The organism is Pelomicrobium sp. P1 (assembly GCF_052805615.1).
Window position 1 is genome coordinate 319,079 of the sequence record NZ_JBRBEM010000001.1, and the last position, 22,193, is coordinate 341,271.

A 22,193-nucleotide genomic window follows, 5' to 3' on the forward strand; every position below is an offset into this window, starting at 1 on the left:
ATAACCCGGGTTCCGCCGCTCAACGATGCGAATGCGCGGCCGCGGTCACGGGAATCGCCGGGGCCGACGGCTCGCCGAAACCGGCCAGTTTCGCCCGCTTCAGCATGAGCGCGTTCACCGCCACGATCAGCGAGCTGCCGGACATGGCGAGGGCGGCGATCTCCGGGCTGATGGTGAGGGGATAAAAGACGCCGGCGGCGATCGGGAACGCCACCACGTTATAGCCTACCGCCCACCACAGGTTCTGGTGCATCTTGCGCAAGGTGTGGCGGGAAAGCTCGATCGCCGCGACCACGTCGTACGGGTCGCTCCTCATCAACACCACGTCGGCGCTTTCCATTGCCACGTCGGTGCCGGCGCCGATGGCGAAGCCCACGTCGGCCTGGGTGAGGGCGGGGGCGTCGTTGATCCCGTCGCCGACCATCCCCACCCGGTTGCCCTGGGCCTGGAGCTTCTTCACCTCGTCCGCCTTCTGGCCTGGCAGCACCTCGGCCAGCACGATGTCGATGCCGAGCTCCTTGGCAATACGCTCCGCGGTGGCCTGATTGTCTCCGGTCAGCATGGCGACCTTCACGCCCCGGGCGCGCAGATCCCGGACGGTCGCCGCTGCGGTGGGACGAGGCGCGTCGGCGATGGCAATGAGCCCCCACAGCTTGCCAGCCCGTGCGACGTGGACCACGGTCCGTCCGGCGCCCTGCATCTCGGAAGCCTTTGCTTCCATGCCCGCCATGTCCACGCGCTCGGCGTCCATCAGCCGCCGGTTACCGATCAGCACCGGATCGCCGTCCACCACCGCCTTGGCGCCCATGCCGTCCACGTTCGTGAATCGCCCGGCGCTCAGCGCCAAGTCGTTCTTCCCCGCGCGCTCCAGGATCGCGTGCGCAAGCGGGTGCTCGGAGTGCTTTTCCACGGCCGCGGCGAGCGAGAGCACTTCGTCCGGGGTGCGCCCCGCGGCCGCAGCGACATCGACCACCTCGGGCTTGCCTTGGGTGAGCGTGCCCGTCTTGTCGAAGATGACGACGTCGAGCTTGGTCGCGTTCTCCAGGGCCGAAGCGTTCTTGATCAGGATGCCGTGGCGCGCGCCACGCCCGGTGCCGATCATCACCGCCATCGGCGTCGCCAGACCCAGCGCATCCGGACACGCGATGACGAATACGGTGATGGTGAGCGTGAGCGCGAAGAGCAGGGACTGTCCGATCCACCAGTACCAGGCGACGAAGGTGAGGAGCCCGATCACGACCGCGATCAGCACCAGCCATTGGGACGCCTTGTCGGCGAGGAGCTGGGCCGGCGCCTTGGAGTTCTGCGCTTCCTGCACCAGCTTGACGATCTGCGCGAGCGCCGTCTCGGCGCCGACCCTGGTGGCGCGGTAACGGAAGCTGCCGCTCTTGTTGATGGTCGCGCCGGCGACCTGGCTGCCGACGCTCTTCTTCACCGGCATCGATTCGCCGGTGAGCATCGATTCGTCCACCAGGGACTCGCCCTCGATCACCTCGCCGTCCACCGGGATTTTATCGCCCGGTCGCACGACGACGATGTCGCCCACGACCACCTCGGCCGTCGGGATCTGCACCTCGCGCCCCTCCCGGACGACGTTTGCCATCGGCGGCGCGAGATCCATCAGCGCCCGGATCGCATCGTTCGCCCCCGCCCGCGCACGCATCTCCAGCCAATGACCGAGCAGGATGAAAACCAGCAGTACCGCCACCGCCTCGTAGAACTGCACGCCCTCGAAAAAGAACGTCGAGCCGACGCTGAACACGTATCCGGTGCCCACGGAAAGAACGACCAGCACCGCCATGTTGAGTACGCCGTTCCTGAGGGCGCGCCAAGCGGCGACGAAGAACGGCCAGCTCGGCCACAGCACGGCGGCGCTGGCGGGGATGAACAGCCACTGGTCCAGAGCGAGCCCGAACGGCGGCTTGAGCGGCTCGATGTCCAAACCCATGGGGGAATACGGAAGGATCAGCAGGGTGAAGGCGAACGCCACCCAGAAGCGGTTGCGCATGTCGCGCGCCATGGCCTGCATGTCGTGGCCTTCGCCGTGGCCCATCTCATGCGCCATGGCTTCCACGGCGTGCTCGGCGTGCTCGGCCACCGGCTTGGGCGGTGCAGCAGGCTCGACGTGGCGTGCATGCCCGGCGTGGGCGCCATGCCCAGGGCCCAACGCCGGCGGCGCCAGCGCAGCCGGCGACGGCGGGTCTTCAGGCTTGCACACGTGCTTGGGCACCATCTCCCCGGCGCAGTGGTAGCCGCACTCGCGCACCTTGGCCTTGATGGCCTTGAGGCTGGTTACCGTCTCGTCGTATGCCACGGTGGCGCTACCCGAGACGCAATTCACCTCGGCCCGGATCACGCCGGGCAGGCGCCTCAGTTGCTTCTCCACGCCGCGGGCGCTCAGCGCCGAGAGCAGGTCGCCAACTTCGATGACGCTGGTCTTCATACCGCTTTCCTTTCGTTGCCCAGAAATCTTCCGGACGCTTCCGCGCGTTCCTCGCGCTCGGGCGGGGACCCGAGGAACCAGATCTGAAAGAGGGAAATCAAAATCTGGGCGGCCAGAGCGAGCCCAAGCAGCGCGCCGCCGATCACGACCGTGTAGGCGTAGACCGGGTCCCACTTGGCCAGGAACCAGGAGCCGATATCGGCGAGCATGGCGGCAAACGGCAGCAGCATGAGCGTCCCGCGGAGCCAATCCGGAAGCGACGCCCGACGGAATATCATTCCCACGCCGAGAAGGAGCAGGCTGATGCCGAACAGGTGGATGTGCGAAAGCTTCACCAGCGTCCCCAGCGACTCGCCCGTATCCACCGCCGCCACCTGCCGCACCCCGTCGAAGCTGGACAGGTCGGGGACCTTTAGTCCGGATCGGGGGCTGTGGCAGGCGATGCAGTTCTTCTGCAGGATGGGCCACACGTTCTCTTTGAAGCCCTTCTCTGTGGCGCCGGACTTGAGCCAGGCGACGACATGGTGCCGCTCCTCGGGCCGCATATACCCGGCCATCGGTCCGCGGATCGCCGCTTCGAGCCGGGTGCCGCTGCGGTTACCGTAATAGTTGAACACGATGTCTTCGATCGACAGGCCGGGCTTTCCATCGTGGCCCGCATGGCTGAGGTAGAGATAGGTCATGGCCAGCAGGTAGCCGATGCCCGCCACGACCAGGAACGCGCTGTAGAGCAGCTTCTCGCTCAAGGGGCAGTCGTGGTATCCGCGCGCCGCCGAGGTCTTTGACATGGCGATCCACGCCCCGCTTCAAGCGAGCATTTCGATCGCCAGCGCGATGCCCTGGCCGCCGCCGATGCACAGCGTCACCACGCCGCGCTTGAGCCCGTCGCGCCGCATCGAGTGCAGGAGCCGCGTGGTCAGGATTGCGCCGGTCGCGCCGATCGGGTGCCCATGGGCGATGGCGCCGCCTTCCACGTTGACGATGTCTTCGGCCAGACCGAGTTCCCGCACCAGCGCGATGGCGATGGCGGCGAAGGCCTCGTTGATTTCGATGCGTTCGATGTCGCCCAGTTTCCAGCCGGCCTGGGCCAGCGCCCGGCGCATCGCGGGCACGGGGCCCAGACCGAACATGCCCGGCTCCACGGCACCGACGCCGTAGGACACGAGCCGGGCTACGGGCGCGATGCCCTTCTCCTCGGCGAACCCTCGCTCCGCCACGATCATAGCCGCCGCGCCACTGTTCAGGCCCGGGGCGTTGCCGGCGGTGATGGTGCCGTTCTTGCGGAACGCGGGCTTGAGCTTGGAAAGGGACTCCAGCGTCGTGTCCGGGCGGTTGTGCTCGTCGGTTGCGAACACCTCTGGGCCTTTCCGGCCGGGCACCTCCACGGGAACGATCTCGTCCTTGAACTTGCCCGCGGCCTGGGCGGCAGCGAAGCGGCTCTGGGAGCGCAGCGCCCAGCGGTCCTGGGCCTCGCGGCCGATGCCGGACTTCGCCGCCAGGTCCTCGGTGTGCCAGCCGGAGTGCTGGGAAGAAAAGGCGTCGTTCAGGCCGTCGTACAGCATGCTGTCGTGAATCGTGGCGTCCCCCATGCGATAGCCCCAGCGGCCATTGCTTATCAGGTAAGGCGCCTGATCCATGTTCTCCATGCCGCCGGCGATGGCGCAGCGCGCGGCGCCGGCCATGATTTCGGCGGCCGCCGAGGCGATGGCTTGGGCGCCGGAGCCGCACACGCGGTTGACGGTCATCGCCGGGACGCCGACGGGGAGCCCGGCGCTAACCGCCGCCTGGCGCGCCGGGTTCATCTTGGCGCCGGCCTGGATCACCTGACCCAATACCACCGTTTCCACCGCTTCCGGGGCAAGGCCGGCGCGGGCGAGGCTCTCGCGGATCGCCACCGCCCCGAGCTCGGCCACGGGGACCGATTTCAATGAGCCCCCGTAGGTGCCGATGGCGGTACGGACCGGGGCGCAAAGCACGACTTCTCTGTTCGGCATTTTCTGTTCTCCATGAAAAGTGACGTTTTCGAAACGGCGAAGCCAGCGCTGCTCATGGGCTTTTGCTTCCGGCCTTCAACAAACTGCCGAGCTTCGGGATGAAGGCGGGCGTGCTGTCGCGGTAGCGGGCATAAGCGTCGCCGAATTCCGCCAGCACTTCCCGTTCCTCGTGACGGGCGAGGCGCACGTACATCCATACCAGCACCGGGAACATGACAAGCGTCAGGATCGTCGGCCACTGCAAAAGGAAACCGAACATGATCAGCACGAAGGCGACGTACTGGGGATGGCGCACGTAGGCATAGGGCCCGGTGGTGGCCAGGTTGCCTGCCTGTTGGGCCTCATACAGCACCTTCCAGGCCCTCGCCAGCAGGATGAAGCCGGCGAAGATGAGGAGATTGCTGAGAATGTGGAACGGGCCGAAGTGGGGGTTGGCCTTCCAGCCGAACAGCACTTCGAGCAGATGCCCGGCATCGTGCGAGAACCAGTCGACGCCGGGATAGCGGCTCTGCAGCCAGCCCGAGAGGAAGTAGATCGTGAGCGGAAAGCCGTACATCTCGGTGAACAGCGCCACGATGAACGCCGAATACGCGCCGAACGAGCGCCAGTCGCGGCCCGTGCGCGGCTTGAAGAAACTGAAGGCGAAAATGATGAACACCAGGGAATTGATGATCACCAGCGCCCACAGGCCGTAGGCGGGCGCTGAAGCCGGTTCGGTCATGTTGTGTCTCCAGAATTCGGACCGCGGCGCGACGGCGTGTCATGCCTGTGGGAACCGTGCCCGCCGTGTCCTCTGTGCATGAAGAGATGGAGCAGCGGGCAAGCGAGCAGGATCAGAAAAGGAAGCACGCCCAGCAGGTGAGCTCGATGCTCGGTGAACAGGAAAAAGGCCGCCACGGCGATGAAGCCGAGCAGGACCCAGTTCACGCGGGACTTCCCCGTTGGCTGCGGGCTGGAGGGGTGTTCGGAAGCCATAGACATGCCTTCAGGCGGTTATTTATAGGAAGCCCGGTAATGGTGGGGAGCAGTAAAAAGGTTACCCATGAAACTTCTCAGATTCATCTAAGCTTTCTCTCTTGTTTCGCGTTCCTTGATCGAGACCACGTTCCGCGGGTGCGAGGGGCGCCGGCCGCGTGGACCCGCCGGGACGCGCCAGGTGGGCGTCCCGGCAGGGGATTTTGAAACGACGCAACGTGCCTTTCATGGTTGCCGGTATTCGAATCGAGCCTGAATCGGTCGATGGGCGCCAGGGAGCCGGATGGACAACTCGATCCGGTGAGGTCCAGGACCGGACATCCTGAAATAATTTCCGAAGCTCATCGCCTCGTTGACTTTCATCAGCTCGAGGGACTTCTCTTCCCCGGCAAGGCCGACCTCGGCGATCCGGGCCGCGACTTTTGCTTCGGTGATGCGGCGGCCAGTGGCTTTGTCGAAGAGAGTCACCACGACGTGGAAGTCCCTGGACGCTTGCGGTTTCCCGCTGTGTTCTTTCTCGTGCCCGCGCACCATCGCCGCGGGGAGAACCCCGTAGTAGATCTCGAGACCATCGGCCGTTGCGTGTTGCGGATTGTGCGCGGCGCCGGCATAGGTGGAGAGGGTGAACGCGGCGACCGCGGCCAGCACCCTCACTGGAAAAGTTGCGGGTTTCATGACGGTCCTCCTTGTTCTGACTGGCATGGCTTCGTCCCTGGATCCGTGGTTTTCCTTGATGGCGGAGCGGGCGCACCGGGCATTCGACGCCCCGCTCGCCAGCTTCCGGGATGCGGTTCAACCCGCGAGGTCGCGCTTCTTCTGCTCGAACTCCTCGCGGTCGATTTCCCCGCGGGCGTAGCGCTCCTTGAGGATATCGAGCGCGGTTTTCTCCCGCGGCGCGCTGCCGCCGCCGCTTGAAGAACCCGCCGCGATCCACTTCACCAGGATCACGATGCCGAGGATGACCAGCACCCAGAAAAGCACCATGCTGATCATGCCGAACCCCATGCCCCAGCCCCATCCGTATCCGTCGTATCCACCCCACATCATGGCTTCTCCTGCGAGTCGTTGATTCAGATTTCATTCCATGCAGCGTATCCGTGCCTGACGTTTGACCTTCCGTCCTTTCACGGAAACCTTGCTGCGCAGGCGAGCTCCGCAGCAAGGCGGGTCTTTTCGGGCATCGTCTTTTACGATGAATCGAGGTTCGCTTTCTCGATCGGAAACGGGCGCGGATCCTCCGGGCGAGCTTGCTTCACGATCCCGTGAGTTGATCCATCGGTCTGCCCGGCTATCGCAAGCTTGGGGAGGCGAAAGCGGAACACGCTGCCTTGTCCAACACGGCTTTCGACCTCGATGCTTTGACCATGGAGGTCGAGTATCCGCTTTACGATCGCGAGTCCCAGCCCGCTTCCGTCCCGGGATTCACCTGGGGTACGCCGGCCGACATAAAACTTGTCGAATATGCGGGGAAGATCCTCCGGTGCGATTCCACAACCGGTATCCGCCACTTCGATGCGGATGGCGGATCCCTCGTTCGACGCGTGTACGGCGACGCTTCCCCCGCTGGGAGTGTGCCTAATCGCGTTTTGCAACAGGTTGACCAGGACTCGCTCAATAAGCCGGGGATCGCCCACGACGTCGATTTCGCTCGCCGATGGCGCAGCTTCGAGGCGCACACCCCGCTTCGCTGCGGTGCCGCCGACCTTGTGGAGCGCCTCGCCGATCAGCTCGGAGAGGTCGAACGGCTCGCGGACGATTCGGGCATCCGGCGATTCGAGCCGGGCCAGCTCAAACAGGCGATCCACGAGGTAGCTCAAATGACCGGCCTCCTGCGCCGCGATCCCGATGTAACGCTGCCTGTCGGCTTCGGGAAGATGGGGCTTGGCGGACAGGGTCTCCAGGTAGCCCCGCAGTGACGCCAGCGGGGTGCGCAGGTCATGGGCGATATGGGTCAGGATTTCCCGCCTTACGACGTCGGTCTCCTTCAGGCGAGTCATCTGGGAGCGGATTCGTTCGGCCATCTGGGCGAAAATCTTGGAGAGATCTCCGACCTCGTCGCGGCTCCTGGGAAGGGATTTTGGGGCGCATTCGGGTCCCTCGGGGGTCGCGAGTTGCGCGTGGAGCTGGTTCATCGCGGCGACGAGGCGGCGCAAAGGGGCCGTCAATATCCGTATCAGGATCAATCCCGCGGCCGCCGCCAGGAGCGTTCCTGCAACGAGATAGAGGGCCCATTCCCGGTAGGCATGGGACCTTTTGACGCCGGCGGCTGCGGCATCCTGCTCTTCGCCCCGCAGCAGCACGTACAGAAAGACGGACCCGTTCTCCAGGCCCGGGATCCGGGCAGCGGAAAAGATCTTCGGATGGGCAGGGTCCCGCGGATCGTCAGCCAGGATCGGAAAGCGGGCGGTTCCCGCGACGAACGCGTTGAGCGGATCGATGTCGATGGTCGCGGCCATCAGGGCGTCCCCAGGGGTTGAACCCGCCAGGATCGTTCCGTCGCCGGCGACAAGGTAGACGTCGATAGATGGATTGACCGAGGTAAGCGAGCGCAGCGCGCTTTCGACCACGCTTCGGTCGCCAGATAGCGGAAGACGCCGTTCGCTGACGAGACGCTGGGCCAGTCCCGCGTTGACCTGCTGGCGCGCCTCCAGGTGATAGTGTTCGTGGTAGGCCCGCAGCACCAGCAACTCGAGCATCGCCAGGATCAGGCTGATCCCGACGATGACCGCGGCTAGTTTGCGAAAAAGCGTATTAAACAAGATCATCCTTTTCCGGATCGGCATCCGAGAATTTGTACCCCGTTCCCCATGCGGTCAGGATGTAACGGGGATTGGCGGGGTCACGCTCGATCTTGGCCCGTATGCGGTTGATGTGGGACTTGACCGTGGTGTCGTACCCCGTGTAGTCGTAACTCCACACGACATCCAAGATCTGGGCCCGGGTGAAGACGCGGCCTGGATTCCGCGCAAGGAGCAGGAGCAATTCGAATTCCTTGGGGGCCATCGGGATTTCGCGGCCGGCCACGGTGACGGTGCGCTTGAGCTCGTCGATTTCGAGCTCGCCGAATCGCAAGGGGACGGATTCGCGGCCATTGCGCGGCTGGTATATTTCGCTGCGCCGGAATATGGCCTTTACCCGAGCCATGAATTCCGCGATGCTGAAAGGCTTGGCCAGATAGTCGTCCGCCCCCGCTTCCAGCCCGGTAACGCGGTCGTCTTCTCCAGAGCGGGCAGTGAGCATGAGGATGGGGGTATAAATCCGCTCTTCGCGAAGCCGGCGGCAGACCTCAAGCCCGTCCAAGGCGGGAAGGCTCAGATCCAGCACGATCAGGTCGAAGTCTCCCGCCCGCCCCCGGGCCAGCCCGGTGGGGCCGTCGTAGGCGAGCTCCACGCGGCAACCGAAGTCTTCGAGATGAAGCTTCACCAATCGGGCGATGTTCTGATGGTCTTCGATGACCAGCACGCTGCGGGTCATCGCCTGTTCCTCTCGATCAGCCCCGGCGGTACGGGGTGCCCGCAGGGCAGGGCCGTCGTTCCACTCAGGACCGGAATGCTTCGAAATAGGCATCGGTCTGTCCGGCCCTTGGCCGCCGCGCTCCGCCGCGGCCAAGGGCTTTTTCAGGGGCGGGGCCGTCAGTTCGCCACCGGAAGCGGGTGGAACTCACCATCCGTCTGGCGCCGGAAGTGCTCGAGCTGCGGGTTTGCGACTCGTCCGCCAGCAGCCTTTGGATACCCGCCGTACGGGTGATCGCTGCCGTCGGTCTTCGAAAGCTCGTGCTCGAGGTCCTTGGCGAATTTGGCAGCCCCCAGGCCGGCGATGGGCCCCTTTTCAACGAGCCCCGGGGCGCCGATCGCGTAGGCGTTGCCGTCCGTTTTGACCCTTTCGTCATCGAGGGATGATGCCATCGCGACGCCGGTGGAGAAGGCGGCAACCAGGCCGAGGGCGGAAATCAGGCTTTTCAGGGTCGGTCTTTGCGACATGATGATACCTCCGTAAGTTGAGCTACAGTGTGCAGGGGCGCTTCGCGCACATCCGCGTTTTCGCCTGCCTGACGGTGCCCATTTTCCGCTGCATTGGTAACGAAATCGTCACGGGAAAGCGGCGTGGAAATTGCCGGGATGTCCCGCGGCCTGCAACACGGGCTTCGTCGCCGCCCAAAAGCTCAGCAACTGCGCCCGGCGCCCCAGGAGCTTCACCGGTTCGAAACCCGCTTCCTCCGCATAGCGGGGAATCAATCCCCGCAAATTGTCTGCGGTCATGGGCAGCAACAGGAACGGCCACACCGCAAGCCACCACCAGAGACCCCCCGGGCGGTCGAAATCGACGATCACCAGGCGCCCTCCGGGCTTTAGCACCCGGTAAACCTCTTTCAGCCCCATGCGTTTCACGTCTGGCGGCAAGTGATGGAGCATGAGGCTCGCCAGAACCAGGTCGAAGCTCGCGTCTGGGAAGGGCAGTCGCTCGATGGAAGCGACCCGGAACTCCGCCGCGCTCCCTTCCGACTGGGCGTTCTCCCGCGCCACGGCGATCATCGCCGGCGCGGGGTCTATTCCCACGGCGGACCCCGACGGACCGACCGCCCGCGCCGCAAGGCGGGTGAGCACCCCGGTACCGCAGCCCACGTCAAGGATCCGTTCCCCGGGTCTGGGCCCGGCGTAACGAAGCGTTTCCTCCCGGAATGGGGCGCCCAAACCGACCGCCCGGCAGTACGGGTCATAGACAGGGGCGAGCCAGTTGAGAGTCATCCCCCGCGTTCGTTGCGCTGCGTGCCGCTCAACATCGGGCAGGCGGCGGGCGACGATCAGGCCCCAGAGCATGAGCGCCGGGCACACCAGGAGCAGCGCGATCAGAAGGGCCGTCAAGAGGGTAAAGCCCCACCACATGAGCACCATGGAGACCAGCGCCAGCGCCAGAGGAGGGCAAATCCAGGCCCAGCGGTTCGCGGAAGAGCGTTTTTCCATCGGAACGCCTTCACACGCTCGCCAGCCTTGCTCTCTTGAGCAACGCCGAGTTGACGATCACCGACAAAGAGGAAAGCGCCATGGCCGCTGCCGCGATGATCGGGTTCAGGAACCCGAGAGCCGCCACCGGTATGCCTACCGTGTTATAGATGAACGCCCAGAAAAGGTTCTGCTTGATCTTGCGCATGGTCGCGCGCGCGAGCCGGATGCTCGTCACCACCTCGCGCACGTCGTCGCGCACCAGGATGATGCCGCCGGTCTCCTTGGCCACGTCCGAGCCGGAGCCGATGGCGATGCCGATGTCGGCGGCCGCGAGCGCCGGGGCGTCGTTCACCCCGTCCCCCACCATGGCGACCACCTTGCCCTGCTTCTGCAGGTCCTGGATCACGCGCGCCTTGTCGCCGGGCAGCACCTCGGCAATCACGTTCTCGATGCCGAGCTCGCGCCCGATCGCGTTGGCGGTGCGGCGGTTGTCGCCGGTGAGCAGGACCACCTCGACCTTTTCCTGCTTGAGCGCGGCGATGGCCTCCTTCGCCTCGGGCTTGAGGGTGTCCGCCACGGCGATGATGCCGGCGAGCCTGCCGTCGCAGCCCACGAGCATCGCGGTCTTGCCCTCGCCCTCCAGGCGCACCATCTCGGCCTCCGCCGCGGTGGTGTCGATGCCCGCGCGCTGGAACAGACGCCGATTGCCGAGCAGCACTTCGCGCGCACCCTCCATCCCGCTTTCCCCCACGCAGGGGGAGAGCATGGAACCCCCCTTTCCCTTGATGGGGGAGGGATGGGGAGGAGATGGCACTCTTCCGCGAATCCCGTGTCCGGGGATCGCTTCGAAATCACGAATAGGGGGAAGCGCGATATTGCGGTGCTTCGCCGCACGCACGATCGCCTCGCCGAGCGGGTGCTCCGAGCCCACCTCGACGGCGGCTGCGACCCGCAGCACCTCGGCCTCGGACAGCTCCGCGAGCGGCACGATGTCGGTCACGTTCGGCTCCCCGCGCGTGAGCGTGCCGGTCTTGTCGAACACCACGGTCGTAAGCTTCTGCGCGCGCTCGAGCACCTCGCCGCCGCGGATCAGGATGCCGGCCTCCGCGCCCCTGCCCACACCGACCATGAGCGCGGCGGGTGTCGCGATGCCGAGAGCGCACGGGCAGGCGATGATGAGCACCGCGATGAAAGCGAGCAGTCCCTGCGGGAAATTGCCCAGCATCCACCAGCCGGCGAAGGCGGCGAATGCCGTCACCACCACGGCCGGCACGAAATAGGCGGTCACCCGGTCGGCGATGCGCTGGATCGGGGCGCTCGAGGCCTGCGCTTCCTCGACCATCTTGATGATCTGGGCGAGGGCGGTGTCGGCGCCGACACGGGTCGCCTTGCAGTGCAGTAGCCCGGTGCGGTTCAGCGTCCCGCCGATCACCTCATCGCCCGGTTTCTTCTCCACCGGCATGGACTCGCCGGTCAGCATGGACTCGTCCACCGCCGAGCTGCCTTCCACCACGACGCCATCGGTCGGCACCTTCTGGCCCGGGCGGATGACGCAGACCTCGCCGACCATGACGCCCTCGGCCGGCACCTCCATCTCCTGCCCGTCGCGGATGACGCAGGCGACGGCGGGCTTGAGATCGAGGAGCTTGCGGACCGCGGCCGAGGAGCGCCTCTTGATCAGTTCTTCCATGTACTTGCCGAGCAGAACGAAGGCGATGATCACGGCTGAGACCTCGAAGTACACGTCGCGCTCCTCGACCTTCACCGGCAGCACCTCGGGGAAGAAGACCACCGCCACGCTGTAGACGTAGGCGACCGTGGTGCCGAGCGCGATCAGCGTGTCCATGTTGATCGTGCGCGTCTTGATCGCCGTCCAAGTGCCCTTGTAGAAGCCCCAGCCGCCGATGAACTGCACCGGGGTCACCAGCAGGAACAGCCACATGCCCCAGGTGAACCAGGGAAGCGCCGGGATCGGCGCCCAGGTGACGATGGTGGCGCCGGCGGCGAGCGCGATGAACGCGGCGGCGCGTAAGACAGCGAGCGCGAGCACGCCGGTGAGCGCGATCATCACCCGCGTCTTCATCGCCTTTAGCTCCTGTTCGGGCGATTCGAAGGTGCGCACGCAGTTGGCCGAGCAGAAGTAGTACGTGCGCCCGCCGCGTTCGACCTTGAGCGCCTTGTCTCTCTCCACCACCATGCCGCAGATCGGGTCCTTGGCGAGGTCCTGGGCGACTTTCGCCCTCGGCGGGGGCGCGGCGTGCACGTGCGCCTGCCCCGTGTGGCTCTGGCCTACGGCCATCTTCATGGGAATCACCTCGGCCTCGGCGTGCACATATGCCTCGGGATTCGTCTTGAACTCGTTCAGGCACTTGGCGGAGCAGAAGTAATAGCTCCTGCCCTGATAGGCGAACGAACCCGCCGCTTCCTTCTCCTGGACCGTCATGCCGCAGACAGGGTCGATCGCCATAGGAATCTCTCAATATCTCTCAATAAGTTGCGGTGGCGGGAGACTGCCGGCCGACACCCGCGCGCCGCAGTTTCAGAACTTCCCCGAACGCAGGATCGCCACCGCCCAGGCGACCCCGAGCAGCGCCGCGATGACGTAGCCGATCAGCCCGAGCAGCGGGATGCCTTCGTAGTGCGGGCCGGTGTGAAACGCCATCACGAGCGAGGAGCCGACCACGACCGCGGCGATGATCAGGCTGAAGCTCAGGCGGTTGCTCGCGCGGTCGATGTGGCGCTCGAGGCTGTCGAGCGGGTCGTGCTGGAGGCGCAGCCGCGCCTCGCCGCGGCTGACCGCGCGCAGGCCCTCGGACAGGGCCGCCGGCAGCTCGCCCGCCGCGCGACGCAGCGCGCTCAACGCGCGGTACGCCCTGGCGAGGTCGCGGCCGGCCTCGATGCCCGGCACGAGCCCGCGCAGGAGCAGGCCAGGCGCGTAGCGCTCGAACGCGGCGATCATGTCGAACTGCGGATCGAGCGTGCGCGCCACGGACTCGAGGATCATGAACACCTTCGCGACCAGCAGGGTTTCGCGCAGCAGCCGGATCTCGTAGCGGCTGCCTAGGCGGATGAACTGCTGCAGCACCTCGCCGAAGGAGGCGCCGCGGGCGGACGCCTCGTAGTAACGATCGAGCGACTCGCCGAGGTCGCGGACGAACGCGGCGCGGTCTATCCCCGCGGGCACGCCGCCCATGTCGAGATAGGTGTCGGCCAGCCACTCCGCGTCGCGCGCGACCACGGCGAGGAACAGATGCCTCAGGTTCTCCTGATCGCGCCGCGACAGCCGCCCGACGATGCCGAAGTCGTGAAAGCACAGGCGCCCGTCCGGCAGGATGAACACGTTGCCAGGGTGCGGGTCGCCGTGGAAGAAACCGTGCTCGTAGATCTGGACCAGGGTGAGGCGCGTGAGCGTCTGCGCGAGCCGGCGGCGCTCGGCGGCATCCGCGGGATACTCGGGCCCGATGCGCTGGCCGGTGCTGTGCTCCATGGTGAGCACGCGCCGGCTCGAGAGCTCCCAGAACACCTGCGGTACGTAGACCGCGGGCTCGTCGCGGAAGTCGGCGCGGAAGCGCTGCGCGTTGTGCCCCTCGCGCAGGAAATCGAGCTCGAGCGAGATGCGCTCCGCGAACTCATCGACGAGCCCCGGCGGGTCGTAGCGCCGCGCCTCGGGCACGTGCCGCGCGAGCAGCCGCGCGAGGAAGCGCAGGATCTCGACGTCCGCGCGGATGAGTTCCTCGATGCCTGGCCGCTGCACTTTCACGATCGCCGCCGTGCCGTCCCGCAGGCGCGCGTGATGCACCTGGGCGATGGAGGCGGCGGCGAGCGGCGTCTCGTCGAACGCGGCGAAGAGCTCGCTCACCGGCGCTCCGAGCTCCTCCTCGACGATGGCTCGCGCCTGCGCCGCCGGAAACGGCGGCACCCGGTCCTGCAACTGCTGCAGCTCCGCGATCACCTCTTCGGCAAACAGGTCCTGGCGCACGCTCAAGGCCTGGCCGAACTTGATGAACGTGGGCCCGAGCTCCTCGAGGGCCGCGCGGAAGCGCCGCGCGTCGCCGGCGGCCTGCGTGGCCGGGCCGCCCGGGAGCTGCGCCTTGAGGCGCAGCCGCTCCACGTAGCGCCCGAAGCCCTGCGCCGCCGCCACGCCCAAGATATGCGCCAGGCGCGGCAGCTCGCGCACCGGCAGATGCGCCGTCGCCGGCGTGGCTTCGTTCATTTGGCCCGTACCGGTGCGCACTGCCTCACCCCAGTCTCCGCCTCCAGAACCTCCATGCGCCGGCGTAGATCGCACCAAGCACAAAACCGGCGGCTGCGGAGAGGGCAAGACCAAAGGCGTAACCCAAGGGACCGCCCGTGATCGGCCAAGGGCTCGCTGGCGCGAGCCATGCAAGCAGGCCGAAAGGCGGAAACAGCGCGTCAAAGAACGCACACAGGATGTATGCGGCCGCGCCGGTCGTCGCAAACGCGAGTGCGTAGACTTTCCAGCTAGTATCGCCCACGGCTGTGTTTCCGGGGAACGTGCCTTCGGCTGCGGTTCGGGCCGGCAGCGCGCGTCGCCGCCGGCTATTGCCGCTACCATTCTTTTCCTGCTGTTTTCGCATCTTGCGGTTGCCTTATCGCCCCTCCGGGATAAATTCAGCCGGGTCCGCCGGGCAGCGGCGCAGCACTGCATTTAAGGCGCACCATGTCGCGGAGCGCGTCTTCCTCGGCGTAGGGATATGTGAGTCTTTGGGTCCAGAGGCCTATTTCTGTGCTGGCCGAGCCTGGGGCTTCAGCATCTGTTCCATCATCATCTGCATCATGTCCAGTCGTTTTTCCATCTGCTGCATGCGGTTCATCATGACCTCGGGCGCCATGCCGCCGGCCATTCCTCCCATGCCGCCCGCCATGCCTCCCATCATGCCGCCGCCCATCATGCCCATCATGGGGCACATGCCCATCATCCCGGGCCCCATCATGCCACCGGGCCCCATGCCGCCCATCATGCCCATGCCGGGAGCGGCGCCCGGGCCGCCCATCATCAAGGACTGGCCCATCATTATGTTCTCCCGCATGGTCTGCATGTGCTCCTGAAGCAGCATTTGGCGCTCCTGGGGATCCTTGGCGCGCGCGATCTTGTCGAGCTGTTCCTGCATCCTCTGGGTATTGGCTTTCATCTTTTGCACCATCTTGCCGCTGTCGGCGGCGGCCGGTGGCCCGGCCTTGTCCCCTGCGGGGGCCGCCGCTCCGGGTTTCTGGTCGGGGTGGTGCTCCTCCACGGCGAAGGCCGGGGCGGAGGCGAGGGCGACGAGGGTCATGGCGATGATCAATGGCCGTTTCATGGCATTTCCTTTCGGTTGAGAGGGTGGTTTGCTGCAATTTCGGGTAAATCCACGTGGCCCGTTTCGAAAAACGGAGCGGGGAACGCCAGTATTTGCGACGTACAGCGATCTGCCGCAACACGGTCGTGCTCGCCCCGCAAAGCGGGGCCGCGAATTCAGGCGAGGGGAGGGCGGCGAGGCTGCTCGGGAACGAACGACGAGAGGGCCCCGGGCGTTGCCGAGCCATAGACGTCCGAATCAGGAAGAGGGCAAACGACCGGCGCCGAAGGGATGGGAAAGGCGCCGGCGAGATGGTGGCAGGCCTTGAAGTGATCGCCGGGGGCGTGGCCTGCGGATGGGTCGTGGTGGCAGCCGCCGTCCCCCGCGAGCTGGGTGCTGGTATCGATGGCGGGGGGCGCGTCGTGATGCCCCCCGGCCAAAGACAGCGCTGCGGCCACGCCTTGCACCGGCAGGCTGAGGGCCAGCAGAAGCACTACGAACCGTTTGAATCGCCGCAACATGGAGTAGGTATCGAATCGATCTTGCTTTCAAGGTTAATCCAAGCCGAGCGGCGCCCTTTGACGTAGATCAAACAACGGTATTTTACCAAGAGCCCTGGGTCATGAGGGAAAAGGCCAAGGCGGGGCGAAAATCTTGAAAGAGAATTGCGAAGAAACTGCGAAGTTCCGCGAGTATTTTACAAGTCGGACTCAACCGGGAAGCGCAACGGCGGGTTGGACGCGAGTGTTATGGAAGACCTCGTCGAGCGCCAAGAATCCGAGGCGCTTGCGAGGGCGTTGATTGAGAACTTAAAGCGGCGAGCATTCCTATCGATTTTCTGAAGCGTAGTGCCCAACCCCTCCTGATGTTTCCCGCTCCTCGTTTCCCTCGCCGGCGATTCCTCCAGGGCATAGCTGCTGGCGGCGTGCTCTTCGGGCTTTCGCCTTGGCTCAGGCCGTCGTGGGCAGGCGCGGCAGCGACGGCCACCGGAACGCCCCCGATGCTCCTCGGCACCGAGTTCGATCTGACCATCGCCGAGACGCCGGTCAACTTCACCGGTCGCCCGCGCATGGCGACCACCATCAACGGCTCGATCCCGGGGCCGGTCTTGCGCTGGCGCGAGGGTGACAACGTGACCCTGCGCGTCACGAACCGGCTCCCGGAGGACACCTCCATCCACTGGCACGGCATCCTCCTGCCGTTCGAGATGGACGGCGTTCCCGGCATCAGCTTCCGGGGCATCGCGCCCGGCGAGACGTTCGTCTACCGCTTCCGGGTGAAGCAGGCGGGCACCTACTGGTACCACTCCCACTCGGGGTTCCAGGAGCAAACCGGAATGTACGGCGCCATCGTCATCGATCCGGCGGGAAAAGACCCGATCCGCTTCGATCGCGAATACGTGGTGCAACTCGCCGACTGGACCGACGAGGACCCGATGCGGGTGCTCAAGAAGCTCAAGGTGCAGAGCGACTACTACAACTTCAACCAGCCGACCGTGGTGGATTTCTTCCGCGACGCGGCGAAGGAGGGCATGCGTGCGGCCGTCGACAAGCGCCGCATGTGGAACCAGATGCGCATGAGCCCGACCGACCTCGCCGACATCTCCGGTTACACCTACACCTACCTCCTGAACGGCATCACCCCGGCGGGCAACTGGACCGGCCTGTTCCGGCGCGGCGAGCGGGTGCGGCTGCGCTTCATCAACAGCGCCGCGCAGACCTTCTTCGATGTGCGCATCCCCGATCTCAAGATGACCGTGGTCCAGGCTGACGGCCAGGACGTGGAGCCGGTGACGGTGGACGAGATCCGCATCGGCGTCGCCGAGACCTACGACGTGATCGTCGAGCCCAAGGACGACCGCGCTTACACGATCTTCGCCCAGTCGATGGACCGCACCGGCTACGCCCGCGGCACGCTCGCCCCGCGGGCCGGCATGGAGGCTCCCGTTCCGGCGCTGGACAAACCCGAGCCGCTCACCATGGCCGACATGATGGGGGCGATGGATCACGGCAACATGCCGGGGATGTCGGGCATGGACGGCATGGATCACGGCGCGCAGGCCATGCCGGGCATGGAAAGGATGCAGGGCATGGATCACGGCGGCCACGCCATGCCGGCCATGGATCATGGCCAGCACGCCGTGCCCGGCGGTATGGGGATGGGGGCCGGCGCGGTGCGCGTGCGCCACGCGCGGACCGAATACGGCCCGGGCGTGGACATGCGCGTCGATTACCCCCGGACCAACCTGGATGATCCCGGCGTCGGTCTGCGTAACAACGGCCGGCGCGTACTGACCTACGCCGACCTGCACACGATCGGCGGGCCGCTCGACGTGCGGGGTCCGGAGCGGGAGGTCGAGCTGCACCTGACCGGCAACATGAAACGCTTCACCTGGTCGTTCGATGGCCTGGAATTCGGCAGGTCCACGCCGGTGCACTTCCGCTACGGCGAGCGCCTGCGCGTCGTCCACGTCAACGACACGATGATGACCCATCCCATGCACCTCCACGGCATGTGGCAGGAGCTGGAAAGCCCCGACGAGCGCTTCCAGGTGCGCAAGCACACCATCAACGTGCAGCCGGCCCAGCGGGTCACCTTCCTGGTCACCGCCGATGCGCTCGGCCGCTGGGCCTGGCATTGCCACCTGCTATACCACATGGACGCGGGCATGTTCCGGGAAGTGGTTGTGGCCTGAGCGCGGCCCAACCCAATCCAGCAGAAGGATAACAATGGTGCGCAACCAGGTGAGTTCGTTCGGCGCTTTCCCGCGTTTCATTCCGGCTGCGCCGGGACCGGCGCAAAGAATCGCTTCAAGCGTGGTTTCGCTTGCCGCCGCCATCCTGATGGCGCCTGGCCTATCCCCAGCCTGGGCGCAGAACCCGCTAGCGCCGGCGGGTCCGCACGCGGGGCATGCCACATCGCCCGCGCCTGCGGAGGACCCGAGCCGCGGCAGCGGCGCAGCCAGGGGCACGGACGGGGAGGCCGGCCGGATACGCGATGCGGGGATGGACCACGGATCGATGCAGGGGGGTGCGGCCCCGCCCGATGCCCGGGATCCGCACGCCTATTCGGGCGGTTACGACTTCGGGCCGCGCAAATTGCAGCTTGCGGATGAGCACGGCTTCGGGTCGTTGCTGGTGGATAACCTGGAATACATGCGCGGTGACGGTAACTCCTCCGTGGAGTACGACCTGCAGGCCTGGTACGGGCGCACCTACGACCGGGCGGTACTGAAGGCCGAAGGTGAACGCGACGGCGGCAATTTCAAGGAAGCGCGTACCGAGCTCTTGTGGGGGCATGCCATCGCCTCCTTCTGGGACGCGCAGCTCGGCGTGCGCTACGACGGCGGGGAGGGGCCGGACCGGACCTGGCTGGCGTTCGCCGTCCAGGGGCTGGCGCCCTACTGGTTCGAGGTGGAAGTCGCCGGTTACGTCGGCAACAAGGGGCGCAGCGCGCTGCGGCTGGACGTCTCGTATGACCTGCTCCTGACCCAGAGGCTGATCCTGCAGCCGAGGATCGAAGCCGATTTCTACGGCAAGCGCGACGCCGCGCGCGGACTGGGCAGTGGGCTGTCCGTCGCCAGCGCGGCGCTGCGCCTGCGCTACGAAATTTACCGCGAGCTTGCCCCTTACGTGGGTGTGGAATGGTCGCGCAGGTTCGGGGGTACGGAAGATCTGGCGCGTGCCGCCGGCGAAGATCCGAACGAAGCGCGATTCATCGCGGGACTGCGTTTCTGGTTCTGATTCGACCGTTCAAGGCAACTCAACCCGAAGGGAGCAAGCCGTATGAAAAAGACATTCTCGATCCTGGTCCTCGGCGTACTCCCGGCGATGGAGCAGGCCGCCGGCAATCACGACGGCGGCCATGACATGGCCGGCATGCACAAGGACATGCATGTGTCGATGGCAGGCAAGCCTGGCGATCCGGTGAGGGCGGGCCGCACCATAGAGGTCACGATGGACGACACCATGCGATTCACGCCCGATCAGATCAAGGTGAAAGCGAGCGAGACGGTCCGCTTCTTCGTGCGCAACGCCGGCAAGCTCCAGCATGAGATGGTGATCGGCACCCTGGAGGAGCTGAAGGAGCATGCCACCATGATGCGCGGGAACCCCGCTATGAAGCACGCCGAACCCAACATGACGTCCGTGCCTGCGGGGAGGGTCGGGGGCATCGTCTGGCAATTCGACAAACCGGGCACGGTCTATTTCGCGTGCCTCGTACCCGGCCATTTCGAAGCCGGCATGGTAGGAAAGGTGGAGGTCGAGTGATCGGCGCGCCGAGCCGGAAAGTAGCAGCGGCAGGGGACAGATCAGAGAGGAAACGGGCCGCGCGGGCCAAGGCGGCCCCTCAAGAACCGAACGCCGCCCGCATATACCGGAGGACCGCCTTGAGGTCGTCTTCCGTGAGCGTTGGATTTCCGCCCCTGGGCGGCATCGCCATGGGCGAGCCCGGGGTCTGAAAGCCCTTGATCATGTTTTCCAGCAGAACTGCGTCCGCCTTCGCCAGCGGCCCCCCTTTCTTGGTAAGGTCCGGTGCCCCGGGAACGGCGCCCTTTCCATCCGCTCCGTGACAGGCGATGCACGTTTGCTCGTAAACCGCCTTGCCGCGGCTGTCGGCGAGGGACGCGCCTGCGCAACCCGCGAATACCGCGCCGATTGCCACCGCCGCCCATGCCTTCATCTCAATTGCTCCCCTGCAAGAACAGTAGAATGTCCCGCGCCTCCTGGCCGGTCAGCCCGGCGCGAATGCGCATATGCGTGACTACCGGTTTCCACTGGTCGTCGCGCAGCTCTTTCGGGTCGCGCAGATTGTGGCAACGGGCGCAGTTGTCGGCCCATGCTTTCGCGCCCCGGGCGAAGGCCGCGGGATCGGTTTTCTGTTCTTCCGCGCGGGCGATTCCCGTCGCCAGGGTGATGGCGAGCAGCGATGCCGCCATCGCCAGGGCTGCCGTACGTGACAGATTTCGGTTACTCATGGCGCATTGTCCTCAGAAGCCGTAGGCCGCCTGGAGCAGCCACCGGTTGTCATCGTTGGGAGTCCCGGTCAAGCCCTTGTTCCACTCGTAGGCGATCTTGCCGACCAGGTTGGGCGCGAACCAGTAGTTGACGCCCAAGGCCCATTGTTTTTGGTCTTGGTCGGCGTGCGGCGTGTTGTAGTCGCCGTAGCGCACGACGCCTTCCCATTTCGTGGGGGCCAGCCGGTACGCCGCCTGGAGATACCAGGCTTTCCATTTTCCGCCCGCAGGGGCGACGCTCCCCGCCAGGCCGCCGACTTTCTGCTGCACGTATTCGCCACGCAGGTCCAGGTTCTTCCATTGATAGGCGGCGTCGGCGCCCAAGACGTCGTAGTCCCGGGCGGCCTCGGCGGTCCCGTCTGTGACCACGGCGACCTTGCCGCGGGCAGCAGAGAGGCCCAGCTCCAGCTTGGGAAGGGGCAGCAGCGCGATCCGCCCGCCGAAGACCTTTTTCCCGTCCGGATCGCTGGTGGCGCCTTCCGCCTCGATCATTTCGATCTCGTCGCCGGCCGCGTTCAGCTCGAGCCGCGGCCCGTTGCCTACCCACAGGTCGTAGGTTGCCCGCATCGGTCCCAGCGGAAGACCTCCGCGCACGCCGGCGCCCACCTCGGACGTCGGAGCGGCCTGATCGTGGCCGAAGCCCACCGGCGTCGAAGGCAGCCGGTTGATCCACCCCGGGTGCAGGTTCTGGCGGAACTGGCCGATGCCGCTGTTGAACTTGCCGGCGTACACCGCCGCATAGTCGTGGGCCAGCAGGCTGATCGTGGCGAACTCCAGTCCCGTCTCGGTGCCGCCGTCCTCGTCCACCGCGATCTCCAGCTCCGCGTCGAGCAGCACCAGGTCCTGGTACTGGTAATGGAACGCGGGGTTGAACCGCGCCAGATCGAAGAGGCCGCTGCCGTTCTTCGCGTCGGTGTAGCCCACGTCGGCGTATCCGGCGAAGTGCTTGGTCGAGCCGACGTCCTTCCATTCCGACCGGGCCTTCGCCACCTCTTGACGGAGCGCGGCAACCTCCTCGGTCGGCGGCGCCTTTTTGACCAGGGCGCGAAGTTCCTGGACCTCCTTCCGGAGGGCTTCGATTTCGGCCTTCAGCGCTTGGGTATCGTCAGCCGCCACGGCGGCCCCTGACCCGGCGCCGATTGCCGCCAGGGTGCTCAATAGCCCGAAATGGATCAATCGTGACCTACTGCGCATGCGAGTCTCCCGGTGTGAGAAGTACGGCGATCGGCCTCATTTCTGGGTCTTTCCCTCGGCGTCCGGGGCTCTTGCTTTGCCGGCCTCCTGGGTTGCGCGGGGCGTATGGGGGTCTACCCCCTCGTCGTGACGGCCGCCGGAGCGCTTCGGCGCTTTCTTTCCCGCGTCTTGCGCTTTTTTCTCCTTCTGCGCATGGGGGCTCACGCCCTCATCGTGGCGGCCTTGGGCATGGGACCAGTCGCTGACGCCGAAGGCGAGCGCCGCGGCGAAAACCATCAGTAGGGCGGCTTTCATTTGCCTGTCTCCTGTTCCAGATAAAAAGCGGGAGAT

General features: G+C 65.9%; 23 protein-coding genes. 3 read left to right on the plus strand and 20 right to left on the minus strand.

The window, feature by feature from the left end; translation table 11 throughout:
* Positions 1-19: 19 nt before the first annotated feature.
* From ACUVYZ_RS01580 to ACUVYZ_RS01655, 16 genes are all read right to left on the minus strand, one after another.
* Entirely contained in the window at positions 20-2,443 is a 2,424-nt protein-coding gene (locus tag ACUVYZ_RS01580) for a heavy metal translocating P-type ATPase (protein ID WP_439932677.1), read from the minus strand.
* A complete protein-coding gene (locus tag ACUVYZ_RS01585) occupies positions 2,440-3,231 on the minus strand; it encodes a hypothetical protein (RefSeq protein WP_439932678.1) in 792 nt (263 codons plus the stop codon). The genes ACUVYZ_RS01580 and ACUVYZ_RS01585 overlap by 4 nt, the downstream gene beginning before the upstream one ends.
* Positions 3,232-3,249: 18 nt before the next feature.
* Entirely contained in the window at positions 3,250-4,437 is a 1,188-nt protein-coding gene (locus tag ACUVYZ_RS01590) for a thiolase family protein (RefSeq protein ID WP_439932679.1), read from the minus strand.
* A gap of 52 nt (positions 4,438-4,489) precedes the next feature.
* Complete coding sequence (locus ACUVYZ_RS01595) at positions 4,490-5,158, minus strand: methyltransferase family protein (RefSeq protein ID WP_439932680.1); 669 nt, start codon at positions 5,156-5,158, stop codon at positions 4,490-4,492.
* Positions 5,155-5,364, minus strand: a complete 210-nt coding sequence (locus ACUVYZ_RS01600) for a DUF2933 domain-containing protein (RefSeq protein ID WP_439932681.1) — start codon at positions 5,362-5,364, stop codon at positions 5,155-5,157. Before ACUVYZ_RS01600 ends, ACUVYZ_RS01595 begins: the two co-directional genes overlap by 4 nt.
* A gap of 273 nt (positions 5,365-5,637) precedes the next feature.
* A complete protein-coding gene (locus tag ACUVYZ_RS01605; RefSeq protein WP_439932682.1) occupies positions 5,638-6,087 on the minus strand; it encodes a hypothetical protein in 450 nt (149 codons plus the stop codon).
* A 117-nt stretch (positions 6,088-6,204) separates the two neighbouring features.
* Complete coding sequence (locus ACUVYZ_RS01610) at positions 6,205-6,459, minus strand: SHOCT domain-containing protein (protein WP_439932683.1); 255 nt, start codon at positions 6,457-6,459, stop codon at positions 6,205-6,207.
* 140 nt (positions 6,460-6,599) lie between these two features.
* Positions 6,600-8,171, minus strand: coding sequence for a sensor histidine kinase (locus tag ACUVYZ_RS01615; RefSeq protein ID WP_439932684.1), 1,572 nt, complete (start codon positions 8,169-8,171; stop codon positions 6,600-6,602).
* The gene (locus tag ACUVYZ_RS01620; protein ID WP_439932685.1) at positions 8,164-9,021 is read right to left on the minus strand and encodes a response regulator transcription factor; all 858 of its coding nucleotides are present in this window, start codon (positions 9,019-9,021) and stop codon (positions 8,164-8,166) included. The genes ACUVYZ_RS01615 and ACUVYZ_RS01620 overlap by 8 nt, the downstream gene beginning before the upstream one ends.
* 23 nt (positions 9,022-9,044) lie before the next feature.
* Positions 9,045-9,392, minus strand: a complete 348-nt coding sequence (locus ACUVYZ_RS01625; protein ID WP_439932686.1) for a hypothetical protein — start codon at positions 9,390-9,392, stop codon at positions 9,045-9,047.
* Between the two features lie 108 nt (positions 9,393-9,500).
* Complete coding sequence (locus ACUVYZ_RS01630) at positions 9,501-10,373, minus strand: class I SAM-dependent methyltransferase (RefSeq protein ID WP_439932687.1); 873 nt, start codon at positions 10,371-10,373, stop codon at positions 9,501-9,503.
* A 10-nt stretch (positions 10,374-10,383) separates the two neighbouring features.
* A complete protein-coding gene (locus ACUVYZ_RS01635) occupies positions 10,384-12,822 on the minus strand; it encodes a heavy metal translocating P-type ATPase (RefSeq protein WP_439932688.1) in 2,439 nt (812 codons plus the stop codon).
* A gap of 72 nt (positions 12,823-12,894) precedes the next feature.
* A complete protein-coding gene (locus ACUVYZ_RS01640; protein WP_439932689.1) occupies positions 12,895-14,568 on the minus strand; it encodes an ABC1 kinase family protein in 1,674 nt (557 codons plus the stop codon).
* Positions 14,569-14,593: 25 nt separating this feature from the next.
* The gene (locus ACUVYZ_RS01645) at positions 14,594-14,953 is read right to left on the minus strand and encodes a hypothetical protein (RefSeq protein ID WP_439932690.1); all 360 of its coding nucleotides are present in this window, start codon (positions 14,951-14,953) and stop codon (positions 14,594-14,596) included.
* 141 nt (positions 14,954-15,094) lie between these two features.
* Positions 15,095-15,673 (minus strand): hypothetical protein, encoded by a 579-nt coding sequence (locus tag ACUVYZ_RS01650; protein ID WP_439932691.1) that lies wholly within the window; start codon positions 15,671-15,673, stop codon positions 15,095-15,097.
* A gap of 155 nt (positions 15,674-15,828) precedes the next feature.
* On the minus strand, positions 15,829-16,173 hold the full coding sequence (locus ACUVYZ_RS01655; protein WP_439932692.1) for a hypothetical protein: 345 nt from the start codon (positions 16,171-16,173) through the stop codon (positions 15,829-15,831).
* Positions 16,174-16,517: 344 nt separating this feature from the next.
* Between ACUVYZ_RS01655 and ACUVYZ_RS01660 the strand changes: the two genes are divergently transcribed.
* From ACUVYZ_RS01660 to ACUVYZ_RS01670, 3 genes are all read left to right on the plus strand, one after another.
* Positions 16,518-18,347, plus strand: coding sequence for a copper resistance system multicopper oxidase (locus ACUVYZ_RS01660; RefSeq protein ID WP_439932693.1), 1,830 nt, complete (start codon positions 16,518-16,520; stop codon positions 18,345-18,347).
* Positions 18,348-18,495: 148 nt separating this feature from the next.
* On the plus strand, positions 18,496-19,395 hold the full coding sequence (locus tag ACUVYZ_RS01665) for a copper resistance protein B (RefSeq protein ID WP_439932786.1): 900 nt from the start codon (positions 18,496-18,498) through the stop codon (positions 19,393-19,395).
* 42 nt (positions 19,396-19,437) lie between these two features.
* A complete protein-coding gene (locus tag ACUVYZ_RS01670; protein WP_439932694.1) occupies positions 19,438-19,923 on the plus strand; it encodes a cupredoxin domain-containing protein in 486 nt (161 codons plus the stop codon).
* Between the two features lie 79 nt (positions 19,924-20,002).
* On the opposite strand, the gene ACUVYZ_RS01675 is transcribed toward ACUVYZ_RS01670, so the two are convergent.
* The 4 genes from ACUVYZ_RS01675 to ACUVYZ_RS01690 all read right to left on the minus strand — a co-directional run bounded on the left by ACUVYZ_RS01675 (position 20,003) and on the right by ACUVYZ_RS01690 (position 22,157).
* Positions 20,003-20,335 (minus strand): c-type cytochrome, encoded by a 333-nt coding sequence (locus tag ACUVYZ_RS01675; protein ID WP_439932695.1) that lies wholly within the window; start codon positions 20,333-20,335, stop codon positions 20,003-20,005.
* A 1-nt stretch (position 20,336) separates the two neighbouring features.
* On the minus strand, positions 20,337-20,630 hold the full coding sequence (locus tag ACUVYZ_RS01680; protein WP_439932696.1) for a c-type cytochrome: 294 nt from the start codon (positions 20,628-20,630) through the stop codon (positions 20,337-20,339).
* A 12-nt stretch (positions 20,631-20,642) separates the two neighbouring features.
* A complete protein-coding gene (locus tag ACUVYZ_RS01685; protein WP_439932697.1) occupies positions 20,643-21,785 on the minus strand; it encodes a hypothetical protein in 1,143 nt (380 codons plus the stop codon).
* 114 nt (positions 21,786-21,899) lie between these two features.
* A complete protein-coding gene (locus ACUVYZ_RS01690) occupies positions 21,900-22,157 on the minus strand; it encodes a hypothetical protein (RefSeq protein WP_439932698.1) in 258 nt (85 codons plus the stop codon).
* Positions 22,158-22,193: the final 36 nt, after the last annotated feature.

Bases quoted from the DNA above. Each gene is read 5' to 3' on its own strand.
- ACUVYZ_RS01580 (WP_439932677.1), bottom strand. From the start codon at position 2,443: ATGAAGACCAGCGTCATCGAAGTTGGCGACCTGCTCTCGGCGCTGAGC.
- ACUVYZ_RS01585 (WP_439932678.1), bottom strand. From the start codon at position 3,231: ATGTCAAAGACCTCGGCGGCGCGCGGATACCACGACTGCCCCTTGAGC.
- ACUVYZ_RS01590 (WP_439932679.1), bottom strand. From the start codon at position 4,437: ATGCCGAACAGAGAAGTCGTGCTTTGCGCCCCGGTCCGTACCGCCATC.
- ACUVYZ_RS01595 (WP_439932680.1), bottom strand. From the start codon at position 5,158: ATGACCGAACCGGCTTCAGCGCCCGCCTACGGCCTGTGGGCGCTGGTG.
- ACUVYZ_RS01605 (WP_439932682.1), bottom strand. From the start codon at position 6,087: ATGAAACCCGCAACTTTTCCAGTGAGGGTGCTGGCCGCGGTCGCCGCG.
- ACUVYZ_RS01610 (WP_439932683.1), bottom strand. From the start codon at position 6,459: ATGATGTGGGGTGGATACGACGGATACGGATGGGGCTGGGGCATGGGG.
- ACUVYZ_RS01625 (WP_439932686.1), bottom strand. From the start codon at position 9,392: ATGTCGCAAAGACCGACCCTGAAAAGCCTGATTTCCGCCCTCGGCCTG.
- ACUVYZ_RS01630 (WP_439932687.1), bottom strand. From the start codon at position 10,373: ATGGAAAAACGCTCTTCCGCGAACCGCTGGGCCTGGATTTGCCCTCCT.
- ACUVYZ_RS01635 (WP_439932688.1), bottom strand. From the start codon at position 12,822: ATGGCGATCGACCCTGTCTGCGGCATGACGGTCCAGGAGAAGGAAGCG.
- ACUVYZ_RS01640 (WP_439932689.1), bottom strand. From the start codon at position 14,568: ATGAACGAAGCCACGCCGGCGACGGCGCATCTGCCGGTGCGCGAGCTG.
- ACUVYZ_RS01645 (WP_439932690.1), bottom strand. From the start codon at position 14,953: ATGCGAAAACAGCAGGAAAAGAATGGTAGCGGCAATAGCCGGCGGCGA.
- ACUVYZ_RS01650 (WP_439932691.1), bottom strand. From the start codon at position 15,673: ATGAAACGGCCATTGATCATCGCCATGACCCTCGTCGCCCTCGCCTCC.
- ACUVYZ_RS01655 (WP_439932692.1), bottom strand. From the start codon at position 16,173: ATGTTGCGGCGATTCAAACGGTTCGTAGTGCTTCTGCTGGCCCTCAGC.
- ACUVYZ_RS01660 (WP_439932693.1), top strand. From the start codon at position 16,518: ATGTTTCCCGCTCCTCGTTTCCCTCGCCGGCGATTCCTCCAGGGCATA.
- ACUVYZ_RS01665 (WP_439932786.1), top strand. From the start codon at position 18,496: ATGGCGCCTGGCCTATCCCCAGCCTGGGCGCAGAACCCGCTAGCGCCG.
- ACUVYZ_RS01670 (WP_439932694.1), top strand. From the start codon at position 19,438: ATGAAAAAGACATTCTCGATCCTGGTCCTCGGCGTACTCCCGGCGATG.
- ACUVYZ_RS01675 (WP_439932695.1), bottom strand. From the start codon at position 20,335: ATGAAGGCATGGGCGGCGGTGGCAATCGGCGCGGTATTCGCGGGTTGC.
- ACUVYZ_RS01680 (WP_439932696.1), bottom strand. From the start codon at position 20,630: ATGAGTAACCGAAATCTGTCACGTACGGCAGCCCTGGCGATGGCGGCA.
- ACUVYZ_RS01690 (WP_439932698.1), bottom strand. From the start codon at position 22,157: ATGAAAGCCGCCCTACTGATGGTTTTCGCCGCGGCGCTCGCCTTCGGC.